Source organism: Ideonella sp. (genome assembly GCF_041914305.1).
Taxonomy (GTDB): domain Bacteria; phylum Pseudomonadota; class Gammaproteobacteria; order Burkholderiales; family Burkholderiaceae_C; genus Ideonella.
Genome location: NZ_JAYSDQ010000005.1, coordinates 52,007 through 65,052 on the forward strand (window position 1 = coordinate 52,007; position 13,046 = coordinate 65,052).

12 protein-coding genes and 2 tRNA genes are annotated in these 13,046 nt (G+C 70.1%); 5 read left to right on the forward strand and 9 right to left on the reverse strand.

Annotated features, from left to right (window positions below):
• Positions 1-235 precede the first annotated feature (235 nt).
• Both ACE3SG_RS08215 and ACE3SG_RS08220 read left to right on the forward strand, forming a co-directional pair.
• Positions 236-784 (forward strand): hypothetical protein, encoded by a 549-nt coding sequence (locus ACE3SG_RS08215; RefSeq protein WP_374564004.1) that lies wholly within the window; start codon positions 236-238, stop codon positions 782-784.
• A gap of 12 nt (positions 785-796) precedes the next feature.
• A complete protein-coding gene (locus ACE3SG_RS08220; protein ID WP_374564006.1) occupies positions 797-1,849 on the forward strand; it encodes an OmpA family protein in 1,053 nt (350 codons plus the stop codon).
• A gap of 10 nt (positions 1,850-1,859) precedes the next feature.
• Here ACE3SG_RS08220 and ACE3SG_RS08225 read toward each other — a convergent pair whose 3' ends face one another.
• The 4 genes from ACE3SG_RS08225 to ACE3SG_RS08240 are packed head-to-tail and all read right to left on the reverse strand — an operon-like array spanning position 1,860 to position 6,312.
• Positions 1,860-3,446 (reverse strand): response regulator, encoded by a 1,587-nt coding sequence (locus tag ACE3SG_RS08225; RefSeq protein WP_374564008.1) that lies wholly within the window; start codon positions 3,444-3,446, stop codon positions 1,860-1,862.
• On the reverse strand, positions 3,443-3,904 hold the full coding sequence (locus ACE3SG_RS08230) for a response regulator (RefSeq protein WP_374564010.1): 462 nt from the start codon (positions 3,902-3,904) through the stop codon (positions 3,443-3,445). Before ACE3SG_RS08230 ends, ACE3SG_RS08225 begins: the two co-directional genes overlap by 4 nt.
• Positions 3,870-5,342 (reverse strand): ATP-binding protein, encoded by a 1,473-nt coding sequence (locus ACE3SG_RS08235; protein ID WP_374564012.1) that lies wholly within the window; start codon positions 5,340-5,342, stop codon positions 3,870-3,872. The genes ACE3SG_RS08230 and ACE3SG_RS08235 overlap by 35 nt, the downstream gene beginning before the upstream one ends.
• A 13-nt stretch (positions 5,343-5,355) precedes the next feature.
• Positions 5,356-6,312, reverse strand: coding sequence for an ABC transporter substrate-binding protein (locus ACE3SG_RS08240; protein ID WP_374564014.1), 957 nt, complete (start codon positions 6,310-6,312; stop codon positions 5,356-5,358).
• Between the two features lie 375 nt (positions 6,313-6,687).
• Here ACE3SG_RS08240 and ACE3SG_RS08245 point away from each other — a divergent pair, with 375 nt between their 5' ends.
• The 3 genes from ACE3SG_RS08245 to ACE3SG_RS08255 all read left to right on the forward strand — a co-directional run bounded on the left by ACE3SG_RS08245 (position 6,688) and on the right by ACE3SG_RS08255 (position 9,095).
• Positions 6,688-7,572 carry a sulfotransferase gene (locus ACE3SG_RS08245; protein ID WP_374564016.1) on the forward strand — a complete coding sequence of 295 codons (885 nt, stop codon included), beginning with the start codon at positions 6,688-6,690 and terminating at the stop codon, positions 7,570-7,572.
• A 55-nt stretch (positions 7,573-7,627) separates the two neighbouring features.
• On the forward strand, positions 7,628-8,212 hold the full coding sequence (locus ACE3SG_RS08250; RefSeq protein ID WP_374564018.1) for a formylglycine-generating enzyme family protein: 585 nt from the start codon (positions 7,628-7,630) through the stop codon (positions 8,210-8,212).
• 184 nt (positions 8,213-8,396) lie between these two features.
• Positions 8,397-9,095: an HAD family hydrolase gene (locus tag ACE3SG_RS08255; protein ID WP_374564019.1), complete on the forward strand. Its 699-nt coding sequence runs from the start codon at positions 8,397-8,399 to the stop codon at positions 9,093-9,095.
• Between the two features lie 58 nt (positions 9,096-9,153).
• Here the strand turns inward: ACE3SG_RS08255 and ACE3SG_RS08260 are convergent.
• The 5 genes from ACE3SG_RS08260 to ACE3SG_RS08280 all read right to left on the reverse strand — a co-directional run bounded on the left by ACE3SG_RS08260 (position 9,154) and on the right by ACE3SG_RS08280 (position 13,003).
• A tRNA-Val gene (locus ACE3SG_RS08260) sits at positions 9,154-9,230 on the reverse strand.
• 38 nt (positions 9,231-9,268) lie between these two features.
• Entirely contained in the window at positions 9,269-9,517 is a 249-nt protein-coding gene (locus tag ACE3SG_RS08265; protein ID WP_374564021.1) for a hypothetical protein, read from the reverse strand.
• A gap of 187 nt (positions 9,518-9,704) precedes the next feature.
• Positions 9,705-9,781: transfer RNA gene (locus tag ACE3SG_RS08270), tRNA-Val, on the reverse strand.
• Positions 9,782-9,830: 49 nt separating this feature from the next.
• A complete protein-coding gene (locus ACE3SG_RS08275) occupies positions 9,831-12,131 on the reverse strand; it encodes a bifunctional (p)ppGpp synthetase/guanosine-3',5'-bis(diphosphate) 3'-pyrophosphohydrolase (protein WP_374564023.1) in 2,301 nt (766 codons plus the stop codon).
• Complete coding sequence (locus tag ACE3SG_RS08280) at positions 12,128-13,003, reverse strand: alpha/beta fold hydrolase (RefSeq protein WP_374564025.1); 876 nt, start codon at positions 13,001-13,003, stop codon at positions 12,128-12,130. Before ACE3SG_RS08280 ends, ACE3SG_RS08275 begins: the two co-directional genes overlap by 4 nt.
• Positions 13,004-13,046 lie beyond the last annotated feature (43 nt).

Genomic DNA, 13,046 nt, shown 5'->3' on the forward strand with positions numbered 1-13,046 from the left:
CCCACCGAGAACCGCGGTGCCGCTGCGGGTCAACCCTGTTGCGGTGGCCCGATCACGCGCAGGGTTGTGACAGGCTGGTGCAATTGCGCCGCGCCGCGCTGTAGCAACGCCGGGCGCGCCACAGGCATCCCCCATCGGTATGAGGCCGGCGGTGGACAGCGACCTCGCCCCGGGCGCATGCTGCCTGCTGGCGTGCCCCTGCGGCCACCTGCCCGCCCGGGCGCGAGGAGTTGCGATGAGCATCCAGATCGACTACACCGCTGCCGGCGACCTGCTCATCCGCTGCGGTGACGACTACGTGGTGTGGCCCTTGTCCACCGCGCTGCGGGCCGCCGCCGCGGTCGGGGCGGGCGTGCCACCGGCACCGATGGCGGCACCGGCTCCGACGACTGCGCCCGTGCCACCAAGCCCGCCGCCGCCCAAGCCGCCGAAGATCGGCTACCCGCCGCCGCTGCCCGGCGCGATGACCATCGTCTCGCGCCGGCTGGGCGGCATGACGCGGCAGATGCCCTGGTTCGCCGCCGACTGGCCGGTCGACCCGGCGCTCGAGCTGCCGCTGGGAACATTGCAGTCCGAGTCCTTCGACAACCTGCAGTCCCGGGTGCGGGCCATGGTGGGCGGGCGGCCGCATGCCGGCTGCTTCCTGACCGTGCACGTGCAGCCCTCGCTGCTGCATGCGCCGTTGGACATCGCCCGCCTGCAGCGCCTGGCCGACGACCCGACGCTGGGGCTGGAAGGGGTGAAGCTGCATTTCGACGCCCCGGACGCCGGCGTGCCGGGCTGAGAGCCTGAGGCGATGGCCCTGCCCGACCCCTACGCGACCGCCAAGGCCAACCTGCGTGACAACGTCAAGGTGCTGCTGGCGGCGATCTCGGGTGCGGCCAGCCTGCTGCTGGCCGGCACGCCGTTCGCCGGGCTGGGCGGCCTGCCGCTCGGCGGCCGGCTCGCCCTGGCCGTTGCCGGCCTGGCCATCGCCGTGTGGCTGCTGGCCCGCACGATGTGGCTGCTGCTCGAAACGCTCAAGCCCGACCTGGTCGGCTACCAGGTGCTGCGCGATGGCTTCGACCCCGCAAGCATTGCCGACGCGGCGCAACGCGCCGAGATCGAGGACCTGCGCACGGTCTTCGACAGCCAGCGCGGCGTGCTGCTGCCCGGCGGCCTGACCAGCCCGAACGTCGAGGCGCTGGAGAGCTACGTCAAGGCGCTGTGGGACGCGCTGCCGGCCGCGCCGACACCCGCCGACCTGGTCGACTACGAGCGCTACCACGACGCGTTGCACGGCCTCAGCCACTGGGCGGCGTTCGTCCGCTTCCAGCGCCGCGTGTCGCGTGCGATGCGCCTGGCGTTTCGCACCGCGTTCCCGGCGCTGGCCGGCGTGCTGGCGTTTGCCTGGGCCGTCGGCGGCGGCGCCAAGCCCGACGCCGGGGCCGCCGCGGGGCCGGTGGTCGTCAACGAGCAATGGACCCGTGCGGCCGGCCCCGCCGGCGACAACGTGCCGCCGCCGCGCTTCGGCCCGATCCACTTCGTCACCGACCGGGCCGAGTTGAACGACGACAGCCGTGCGCTGATCGCCCAGGCGCGCGACCACCTGCGCGAACACCCCGGCACCGCGGTGCTCGTCCATGCCTACACCGACACCCGCGGTGGCGACGCGCACAACGCGAGACTGGCCCAGCGCCGGGCCCAGGCCGTGACCGAAGAGCTGATCCGGCCCGGGGGCCTGGCGCCCAACCGCGTCTTTGCCGCCGCCCTGGGGCCTAACGACCTGCCGGTGATGACCAAGCCGGAGAAGGCCGAGCAGGAAAACCGCAGCGTCTGGCTGCAGGTGGTGGACTTGCCAAGCGAGTGATGGGGCGCGCTCAGCCCTCGCCGAGCACGTGTGCCACCAGCGGGCACAGTTCGACGAAGGTGTTCTCCTTTTCGAGCAGGCTGCGCACGCCGATGGCGCTGGCCTCGCTGCGCAGGTCGTCGGTGAGGTGGCCCGAGCTGATGATCACCGGCAGCCCCGGCCGGATCGCCGCCACGGCGCGCGCCACTTCGAGGCCGGTGCAGCCGGGCATGTTGAAGTCGGTGACGATCAGGTCGAACGCCTTCGGCTGCGCGCGCACGAACTCGATCGCGGCGCGCGCGTCGCTCTGGGTGCTCACCTGGTAACCCGCGCGCTGCAGCAGGCGCGAGGCCACCAGCACCATGGTTTCGTCGTCGTCCACGTACAGCACATGCTCGCCCTGGCCGCGGCGGACCTCGCCCTCGTGGGCCGGCCGCGCATCGGCCGGCGCCACCGGCGTGCAGGCCGGCAGGTACAGGTGGAAAGTGCTGCCGTCGCCCGGGCGGCTGTCCACCGCGATGCCGCCGGCGTGGGCGGTGACGATGCCGTGCACCACCGACAGGCCCAGGCCGGTGCCCTGACCGACCGGCTTGGTGGTGAAGAAGGGCTCGAAGATCCGCGCCCGCGTGGCCGCGTCCATGCCGACGCCGGTGTCGCTGACCCACAGGTGGGCGTAGCGCCCGGGCACCAGCCCGCCAAGGGCCGCGGCGCCATCGGCGTCCAGCCTGACCGCGTCCAGCCCGACGCCGATGCGCCCGACCCCGTCGGGCAAGGCGTGCCAGGCGTTGGTGCACAGGTTCATCAGCACCTGCTGCACCTGCGTCGCATCGGCGCGCGCGTACAGCGGTGTGTCGCAGACCGCCACCTCCAGCACCACCCGCGCGGGCAAGGTGGCGTGCAGCAGCTTGTGCGTCTCTTCGATGATGGGCTGCAGCGACTGGATGCGCAGCTCTTGCGGCTGGTTGCGGCTGAAGGCCAGGATCTGGCGCACCAGGTCGCGCGCGCGCAGGCCGGCCTTGTGGATCTCTTCGATGTTGACCAGCGCCGGGTGATGGTCGCCCAGCTCTTCGCGCGCCAGCGCGGTGTTGCCCAGGATCGCGCCGAGGATGTTGTTGAAATCGTGGGCGATGCCACCGGCCAGCGTGCCGATCGATTCCATCTTCTGCGCGTGGCGCAGCTGGGCCTCGTATTTGCGAAGGTCGATCTCGGCCTGCCGGCGCTCGGCCCGGATGGTCGCCTGCTGCAGCTCGCGCTCCAGCGCCGGCCCCAGGCGCCGCAGGTCGAGCTTCATCACGTAGTCGCTGGCGCCGGCCTTCATCGCCGTCACCGCGGTCTCTTCGCCGATCGTGCCCGACACGAAGATGAACGGCACGTCGAGCCCGGTGGTGCGAAAGACGTTCAGCGCGTCGATGCCGGTGAAGCCCGGCATGCTGAAGTCGGAGATCACCGCGTCCCACCGCTCGTCGCGCAGCGCGCCCAGCAGCGCCTGCGCGTCCTGCACGCGCCGGTGGCCGGGGTCGAAGCCGGCGCGCTTGAGCGCGCGCAGCGCCAGCCGCGCGTCGTCCTCCGAGTCCTCGACGAAAAGGACCTTGATCGGGCGGTGCGGCTGGTGGGTCACGGCAAGACCTTGATCGACGACGGCGCCACGTGGTTCAGCGCCAGCCAGTAGATGCCGAGCACCCGCACCGCTTCGAGGAACTCGGCAAAGTCGACCGGCTTGCGGACATAGCTGTTCGCGCCCAGCGAATAGCCCGAGATGAGGTCTTGCTCTTCTTTGGACGACGTGAGGATCACCACCGGCAGCAGCTTGGTCAGCTCGGTCGAGCGGATGGTGCGCAACACCCCCAGGCCGTCCAGCCTGGGCAGCTTCAGGTCGAGCAGGATCAGCGTGGGCAGGGGCTCGTTGATGCGCCCGGCGTGGGCACCGCGGGCGAACAGGAAATCCAGCGCCTCGACACCGTCGCGCGCCACTTCGATCGGGTTCATCAGGTGGCTGCGCTTGAAGGCGCGCAGCGTCAGCGTCACGTCGTCGATGCTGTCTTCAACCAACAGGATGCTCTTGTTCGCGTCGCTCATCGGCGGCCTCTTTGAGGTTGAAGTAGAAGGTGGCGCCCTGCCCCGGCGCCGCCTGGACCCAGATCTGCCCGCCGTGGCGGCGAACGATGCGCTGCACCGTGGCCAGGCCGATGCCCGTGCCGGGGAAGTCGCTTTCGTGGTGCAGGCGCTGGAAGGCGCCGAACAGGCGGTCGACATAGGCCATGTCGAAGCCGGCGCCGTTGTCGGCGATCAGGCAGACCTGCTCGTCGCCCTTGCGCTCGGCATCGACGCGGACCTGCGCCTCGTCGGTCTTGCTGGTGAACTTCCACGCGTTCTCCAGCAGGTTCTGCACCGCCACCTGCAGCAGCGCCCGGTCGGCGCGCACGAAGATGCCGTCGGTGATGTGCCAGTTCACCCGCCGCGACGGCTGCCGGTGCGACAGGCTGTCGGCAACCTCGCGCGCCATCGCGCTCAGGTCCACCGCGCGCAGGTTCAACTCGGCCCGGGTCACGCGCGACAGGCTCAGCAGGTCGTCGATCAGGCGCCCCATGCGCTGGCTGGCGGCGCGGATGCGCTCGAGGTGGTCGCGCCCCTCGTCGTCGAGCCGGTCGGCATAGTCTTCGATCAGCGCCAGCGAGAAGCCGTCCATCGAGCGCAGCGGCGCACGCAGGTCGTGCGAGACCGAATGGCTGAATGATTCGAGCTCGCGGTTCAGCGCCACCAGCTCGCGGTTGCTGAGCTCGACCTGGGCGAACGATTCACGCAGCGCGCGGGTCATCGCGTCGAAGTGGCGCGACAGGTCGCCGATCTCGTCTGCGCGGGTGGTCTGCAGGCGATAGTCCCAGTTGCCTGCCGCCAACTCGCGCGTGGCCTGCTCCAGTTGCCCGATCGGGCGCAGCACGTCGCGCTGGACCAGCAAGGCGCCCGCGCCGGTGGTCACGCCGATCAGCACCAGCCCGCCGACGATGACGAGCAGCAGGCGCTGCTGGGCCGCGTTGATGCGCTCGGAGGCCAGGTCGCCCAGGCGCGACGCATCCGCCAGCGCCTCTTGCTGCAGCAGCAGCATCCGGCTGGCCAGCTGAGCCTCGAAGCGCTGCTGCACGTCGGCGTCCGGGCTGCGCTGCGATGCCGCGGCCCGGTACTCGCCGAACAGCCGGTGCGACGCGGCGCTGCGCTTGGCCAGCTCGCCCATCAGGTCGGCCGATTCGCTGTCCGGCGCGGCGGCCTGCTCGATCAGCGTCGACACGCGGCGCCAGACCTGCTCTTCCTGGATGCTGGCCCGCTCGAGCCCGAGCAGCATGTACTCGAAGGTGACCAGGCTCATGTCGCGCAGCGCCTGGCCGATCTGCGCCGTCTGCCGGCGCTGCACCGTCGCGCTCTCGACCTCGGCGTTGGCGCGCCACGCCATCACCGCGATCAGCGCGATGGTGCCGAGGGTGGTTGCGGTGGCCAGCCAGCCTTTGGTGCTGATCTTCAATCAGGGCTCCCCATCAGCGCACCACGCTGACACGGTCCGGCGCTTCGGCCGCCAGAGCGTCCAGGTACAGGTGCGGCAGCAGGTTCGGCACCGGCCGCCGCTCGGCATAACCCTGGGTCATGGCCCAACGCGCCTCGTCCTCCCAGGTGATCAACTGAGACTGGCTCTGGTCGACCCGCAGCTCCAGCGCGGCCCACTGCACCTGCAGGTCGGCCGGCGAAATGCCCAGCCGCTCGGCGGTGATCGCCAGCGCCTGGGCCGGCTGCTCGCGCACGAAGCGCTCGGCGCGCAGCAAGGCGCGCACGACACGGCGCATGGCCTCGGCGTTGGCCGCCAGAAAGGCCTGCCGGCCGACGACGATGTGGGTCACGGTGTAGGCGTCCGGCGAGGTGAAGCTGACGCCCTGGCTGCCCAGGCTCCGCTCGGCGTCGCGCCGCACCGGCTGCCAGGTGGCGATGGCGTCGACCGAGCCGTTGCCCACCGCCTGCGCCAATTGGTTGGGTGGCAGGTTCACCATCGACACGGCGCGTGGCGAGATGCGGTGGCGGATCAGGAAGGCCCAGAGAAAGTACTCGCCGCTGGTGCCCTGCGTCACGCCGATTCGTTTGTCCGCCAGATCGGCCGGCTGGGCGACGCCGCGGTCGCGCCGGGCCACCACCGCCATCTCGCCCGACTCGCTGGCCACCGAGGCCAGCGCACCGTACGGGTCACCTTTGAGCACGCCGACGACGAAGGGCAGCTCGGCGGCTGCGGCCAGATCGGCCTCGCCCTTGGCCAGGCGCTCGAGTGCTGCCTTGCCGTGGCTCACCGGCAGCAGCGTCACCGTCAGGCCCTCGGCAGCGAAAAAGCCGCGCGCGGCGGCCAGGTGAAGCAAGGTGGCGTGGGGGGTGGACGAGACGGCGATCCTGACCGCGGGCAACAGGCCGCCGGGGGCCGCGGCCTCGGTGATCCGCGGCCACGCTGCGGCCATCGTGGCCACGAGCAGCGCCGCAAGTGCCGCCGCCCGCCTCGATCGCCGCCGGCAATCGAACACGGGCCCGACGATGCTGGACCGAATACCCACCGCGTCTTTTCTCCCTGGTGGCGTCACCCAAGAATGACGTCGGCACACCGGGCCGTCGGTTCAGTGCCGCAGCCGTTTCGATGTGCTCGAAAGCAAAGGGTACGACCGCAGGCGCCGGATGACAAGCCGGTTCGGGGCGTTGGCGTCGACCTTGCACGCATCGCGCCCTTTCAGGCGGGGTTTCAATACCCTTGTCCGAGTTGATGCTAATGCGCCGCCCCGGCGAGTGCGTCACCATCAAGACCTGCCCGCAGCCAAGCGCGGCAGCCAGGGAGAATGAAGGTGGCCGGTACGTGCACACCCTATTTGTTGTTGGCCCACCATCGGTCGGGCTCCAATTTCGTCACCGACCTGCTGCAGGCCCACCCCCAGGTGGAATGCCTGAACGAGCCCTTTTCGATGCACGCGCCGTTTTTTCGCACGCACGATCTGCAGCCGTGGTCGGCGGCCGAGTTCGACGCGCAGCAGCTGCACCCGAGCCTGCCGGCCCACGGCGAGATCCACGACTACCTGCAGGCCCTGCGCCGGTACCTGACCGGCGCGAGCCCGTCACGTGTCATCGGGTTCAAGGAGACGGGCCTGTTCGGCCAGCTCGACTGGCTGCGCGCCTACCTGCCTGGGCTGAAGCTCGTCTTTCTCTGGCGCGACCCGCGCGCGATCGTGTCCTCGGTCATGCGCAGCGAGCTGATGGGCTTCTGGCGCTACCACGAGCTGGTGCCGCCGGCCTTTGCGCGCCTGTTTCCGCATCGGGCCTCGCTGGCGTTCACGGCCTCGCAGACGGCCGACGTGGCCACGCTCGCGGCCATGAGCGTGGTGGTGCGCTACGAGCTGGCGCGGCGCGCACTGGGCAGCTTCGACCACCTGGTGCTTGGGCTGGACGCGGTGGCGCGCGCGCCGGCGCACGCGCTGGACGCGATGGCCCGCCTGCTCGGCGTGGAGCCCCACCCGTCGCCCGTGCAGTTTGCGCGGGCGCGCTGGGCCACCAACCGCGGCGGCACGTTCTCGTCGTTTCGAGACCCGGCGGGCGTGTCGCTTCGCTGGCAAGCCCATCTCCAGCGCGCCGAGGTCGACGCGATCGAGCGGGTGCTGCACGCGGTGAACTGGTGCGAGCCAAGCCGTTGGCCAGGCGAATCGAATGCATACCAGGTTGATACGGCACTACATTGAACAGGCGGTTCGCTGCCCGCCGCACGCACGGGCAGCGGGCCATCGCGGGCTGCGCGTGGCCTGCACTCTGCTGACCTGCGAGCTGGCTGCCGCCGCGCTGAACGAGATGGGCCTGCCGCCCGAGCCGGCCTGCGCCTACCGCTACGTCAACGTGCACAACCCGCATTGCGCCTTGCGCCACGACCCCCACCGCGGCGGCTGGTATGCGGCGCCAGAGCTGGCACGGCACCCGGTCTGGGGCCTGAACTGGTTCGCGGCAGCCCGCCTCTGCGCGCACCTGGGGGGCCGGCTGCCCCGCGAGGCCGAGTGGAAAGACTTTGCCAGCGCCGGCGACCCCGGGCACATCTACCCCTGGGGCGCGGCCGAGCCGACGCCGGCCCTGGCGAACTACGATGAGCACTACGCCGGCACGGTCGAGGTGGGCCGCTTCGAGCCCAACCCACTGGGCCTGTACGACCTGGCGGGCAACCTCGAAGAGTGGTGCCAGGACGCCGACCCCCGCGGCGCCGCCGGCGAGCGCGTGGTCAAGGGCGGCGCCTGGAGCAAAGGCCCCGGCCACCTGCGCATCGCCGCCCGCCGCGGCAAGTGGGAGCGGCTGGGCACCACCACGATCGGCGTGCGCCCGGTCTGGGACGACTAAAGAGGTTGAGAGTCTTTCACCCATGCCCGCCTTGCGCGCCAAAACACCCCGGCTCTTCGTTGCAAATGCTCGCCATAGCCCGAGCTATGGCTGCGCTTTGCGCCTCGATCCGGTGCGCTTTGACGCGCCTTTCGGGCACGGCCGAAAAACCCTCAACCTCTGACATGTCAAAGGACGCTCGACCATGGACCTGGTGATCCTCGACCTCGACGACACGCTGATCGACTTCGCGACCACCCGGCGCATCGCCTACGAGCAGATCGGGCAGCTGATGACCCGCGAGGGTCTCGACGCGGTGGCCTACCTGAAGGCCTGCACCGAGGTCGACCGGCCGCTGTTCGCACAGTTCGAGCGCGGCGAGCTGACCCGGGCGGCCTACCGGCTGCGCCGTTTCAGCGACCCGTTCGAGCGCATCGGCATGGCACCGCCGCCTGGCCTGGTCGAGGCGGTGAACCGCGTGTTCATGGACTGCGTCAACGACAGCCCGCAGGTGCACGCAGACGCGTTGCCGATGCTGCAGGCGTTGCGGGCCCTGGGGGTGCGCACCGCCATCCTCACCAACGGCCCGTCCGACGGGCAGCGCCGCAAGCTCCGCGCGACCGGGCTGGACAAGGAGGTCGACCATGTCGCGATCGGCGAAGAGATCGGTGCCAGCAAGCCGCTGGCACGCGCCTTCGCCCACGTGGTCGACCGCTTCGGCCTGAAGCCGGCCCAAGCGCTGATGGTGGGCGACTCACCCGAACTCGACCACGACGCCGCCCTCGAAGCCGGTCTGGCTGCCTGGCTGCTCGACCGCCCAGGCACCCACCGCCACGGCGCACGCACCTGCATCGAGTCGCTGCACGAAGTGGCCCCGCGGCTGAGGCCCGAAGGGGGCGGGTGAACCAACGCCGCAGAAAGCGAAAAGCCCCCGGCTCATGGCTGAACCGAGGGCTTGTGTCTGGTAGGCGCGATTGGATTCGAACCAACGACCCCCACCATGTCAAGGTGGTGCTCTAACCAACTGAGCTACGCGCCTGTTGCGAAGGCGCGCAGTATCGCAGGATTTTGACGGCGTCAGTCCGGTGGCGAGGTGAGATGCCGAACGAATTCTTCGGCCAGTTCGCCGTCGAGATCCGAGATTTCCAGCCCGTGGCTGAGGTCCCAGGACGACTCGAGCCAGCCGCTCTCGGCTGACGGCGCGGCACCGCGCGACTCGCCGGCCAGCGATGCGCCGCAGGCCCGCAACGATGCGGCCACACGCTGGGCGCCTGAACGTTGGTGTTGCAACATGAAGCCATCCCCCTTGGCACCGATGGTGAACAAGGAGGGCCGCCAACGCCACGGCTGCAGCCCTATGGCCCGCGGCGCACGCGTGGCGTATTGCACGCGTGGCCAACGTCAAACTTGGGGGATCGCGCTCGGGCCCAGGCGCCTTGGCTGCAACCGCCCCACCAGCCCGGCAGAAAGCAAAAAGCCCCTGGTTCCGTGAAGAACCAGGGGCCATCGTGTCTGGTAGGCGCGATTGGATTCGAACCAACGACCCCCACCATGTCAAGGTGGTGCTCTAACCAACTGAGCTACGCGCCTGATGCGAAGCCTCGCAGTATAGCAAGCTTTTTGGGCTCTACCGAAAGTCCTACTTGCGGCGCACGTGGCGCACACCCGCCACGCGTGCCACCTGGGCCATCACCTGGCGCAGGCGCGAGGCATCGGCCACCTCGACGGTGAAGATCATCCACGCGGTCTTGCCTTCGGCGTCGCGCACCGACTGGGTCTTCACGCCGGTCACGTTCATCTTCTCTTTCGCGAAGACCTCCGAGATGTCGCGCAGCAGACCCTGGCGATCGCTGGCCTCGATCGACACATCCACCGGGTAGGCCGCGTCGCGGTCCTTCGGCGGCGTGCCCCACGCCACCGCGATCACGCGCTCGGGCATGCGCTCGGCCATGTGGCGAAAGTTGGTGCAGTCGCGCCGGTGAATGGCCACGCCCTTGCCGCGGGTCACGAAGCCGCCGATCGCGTCGGGCGGTGCCGGGCGGCAGCAGCGCGCCAGGTTGGTCAGCAGCGACTCGACGCCGACGACCAGCACGCCGCCCTTGGTGCCGGTGGCATCGGCGCGCGAGCGGCGCAACGCCGGCATCTCGTCTTCTTCGGGGGCGGGCTCGGGCGGGCGCAGCAGCGTCTCGATGTTGCGCAGTGAGTATTCGTCCTTGCCGACCACCTCGAACAGCGCCTGCGCATCACGAAAGCCCAGCCGCTCGGCCAGGTCGTCGAGCTTCAGCGCCGTCTTGCCTTCGCGCTGCAGAAGCTTTTCGACCAGCTCGCGGCCCTTGGCAATCGTCTCGCCGTGGGCCTGGGCGTTGAACCAGGCCCGCACCTTCGAGCGTGAGCGAGGGCTTTGCAGAAAACCCAGCTCGGGGTTCAGCCAATCGAGCGACGGGCCACCCTCTTTGACAGCGGTGACCTCGACCGTCTGACCGTTGTGCAGCTGCTTGTTCAGCGGCACCATCACGCCGTCGACCTTGGCGCCGCGGCAGCGGTGGCCCAGATCGGTGTGCACCGCATAGGCAAAGTCGATCGGCGTGGCGCCGGCCGTCAGCTCGATCACGGTGGCCTGCGGCGTGAAGACGTAGATGCGGTCGTCGAAGCCACCGGCTTGGCCCTCGGGTACCACCGAGTCTGCACGGGCCTCCTGCGCGCCCGGCGCAGAAAGACCCCGCTCCCAGGCCAGCAGCTGCCGCAGCACCGCCTTGCGCGCCTCGGCGATGCGCTCTTCGAACTCACCCGCGGCGCTGACGCCGGCATAGCCTTTGACGCCCGCCTCTTTGTAGGCCCAATGCGCCGCCACGCCATATTCGGCGTGCTCGTGCATCGCCTGCGTGCGGATCTGCACCTCGATCGGCCGGCCGTCGTCGCCCAGCACCACCGTGTGCAGCGAGCGGTAGCCGTTGGGCTTGGGCTTGGCGATGTAGTCGTCGAACTCGCCCGACACCGCGGTGTAGCGCTCATGCACGCGGCTGAGCGCCGCGTAGCAGGCCGGCACGTCGGCCACGATCACGCGCAGGGCGCGCACATCGAGCACCTCGCCGAAGTCGAGCTGCTTGCCCTGCATCTTCTTCCAGATGCTGTACAGGTGCTTGGGCCGGCCGTAGACGAGCGCGGCCACGCCGTGCGCGTTCAGGTCTTCGGCCATCTGGCGCCGCACCACCTCGACACCGGCCTCGCGCTCGATGCGCTTTTCGGCCAGCAGCTTCGCGATGCGGCGGTATTCGTCGGGCTGCAGGAAGCGAAACGCCAGGTCCTCGAGCTCCCACTTGATCTGCCAGATGCCGAGCCGGTTGGCCAGCGGCGCGAACACCTGCTGCGACTCGGCCGCCAGCGCCTGCGGGCAAGGCTGTTTGAACGCAGCGTAGTAGCGCAGCGTCTGCAGCCGCGAGGCCAGGCGCAGCAGCACCACGCGCAGGTCGCGCGAGAACGCCAGCAGCATCTTGCGCACGCGCTCGGTCTGGCGGGCCTGGAACTCTTGCTCGACATGGGCTTCGCGCGCGGCCCGCTGGATCTGCACCAGCTTGCGCGTCAGTGCCACCAGGCTCGCATACGACTCGCCGAACGCCTTGGCCACCACCTCTTCCGGCCGCTGCAGAAAGTCGCCCGCATAGACCAGGTAGGCCGCCGCCTGCAGCCCCGGCGCGCCACCGATGGCGCCCAGCACCGCGGCCACGCCCTCGGCATGGTCGAAGGCGTCTTCACCGGTGTCCAGCGCACGGCCGCGCAGCAGCGGCTCGGCGAAGGCGCGGGCCCGCTCCAGCGCCGAGGCACCTTGGTCGCCGCCGCCAGCGGCACGGGCCGCGGGCGATGTGGGCGCTGCGCTCAGGTCATCGGCCAGCGCCACGATCGGCGCTGACGGCTCGTCCAGCGCGACGGGTTGGCTCTTCATGGCCCCAGCAGGAAACTGCGCACCGCCTCGACCTGGTCCGGCTGGACCAGCATCGGCGCATGCCCCACGCCGGCCACCTCATGCAGGCGCGCGCGCGGGCCCCGCTGGGTCATCTGCAGGGCCGTCTCGGCACTCAGCAGGTCGGACACGGCGCCGCGGATCACCAGCGTCGGGCACTGGATCTGGTCGTACATCTGCCACAGCATCGCCTCGCCGGCCGCGGCGATCTGCGGCGTCACCGCGTTGAACGGGATCGCCAGCCGCGGGTCGTAGTGCGGCTTGAAGCCGGTGCCATCGGCCATGAGCTGCGGCCGCGTCAGCGCCAGCCATTGCTCGCGGGTGTGCGGGCCGAAACTTTGCGATACCGCCCACAGCGCGTCGGCGGCTTCGTCCAGCGTGTCCCAGTGCACCGGGTCGCCGAGATATTCGCCAATGCGCTCGAGCGCCTCGAACTCGATCTTCGGCCCGACGTCGTTCAGCACCAGCTTGCGGATCGGGGTGTTCGGCAGCGCGGCCAGGCTGAGCCCGATCAGGCCGCCCATCGAGGTGCCCACCCAGTGCAGCTCTTTCGCATTCAAGCGCGCCAGCAGCGTGACCATGTCGGCCACATAGGCCGGGATCGCGTAGCCCATCGGGTCTTGCAGCCAGTCCGAGCGGCCGCGGCCGACCACGTCGGGGCAGACCACGCGGTAGTCGGCGGCCAGCGCCTGCGCCAGCGTGTCGAAATCGCGGCCCTGGCGCGACAACCCGTGTGCGCAGACCAGCACCTTCGGGTTCGCGGCGTCGCCCCACTCGACCCAGGCCATGCGGTGCAGGCCGCGCGCGCCCAGGCATTGGACGCTGTCGAAGCGGGGTGAAGGCGTGGTATTCATGTTCTTGCAAGCTGATGTTCTTGATAATCACTGTAGCAACCCC

Coding starts and splice junctions, on each gene's coding strand:
- ACE3SG_RS08240 (WP_374564014.1), bottom strand. CDS start 6,312: ATGGCCGCAGCGTGGCCGCGGATCACCGAGGCCGCGGCCCCCGGCGGC.
- ACE3SG_RS08255 (WP_374564019.1), top strand. CDS start 8,397: ATGGACCTGGTGATCCTCGACCTCGACGACACGCTGATCGACTTCGCG.
- ACE3SG_RS08230 (WP_374564010.1), bottom strand. CDS start 3,904: ATGAGCGACGCGAACAAGAGCATCCTGTTGGTTGAAGACAGCATCGAC.
- ACE3SG_RS08280 (WP_374564025.1), bottom strand. CDS start 13,003: ATGAATACCACGCCTTCACCCCGCTTCGACAGCGTCCAATGCCTGGGC.
- ACE3SG_RS08275 (WP_374564023.1), bottom strand. CDS start 12,131: ATGAAGAGCCAACCCGTCGCGCTGGACGAGCCGTCAGCGCCGATCGTG.
- ACE3SG_RS08220 (WP_374564006.1), top strand. CDS start 797: ATGGCCCTGCCCGACCCCTACGCGACCGCCAAGGCCAACCTGCGTGAC.
- ACE3SG_RS08215 (WP_374564004.1), top strand. CDS start 236: ATGAGCATCCAGATCGACTACACCGCTGCCGGCGACCTGCTCATCCGC.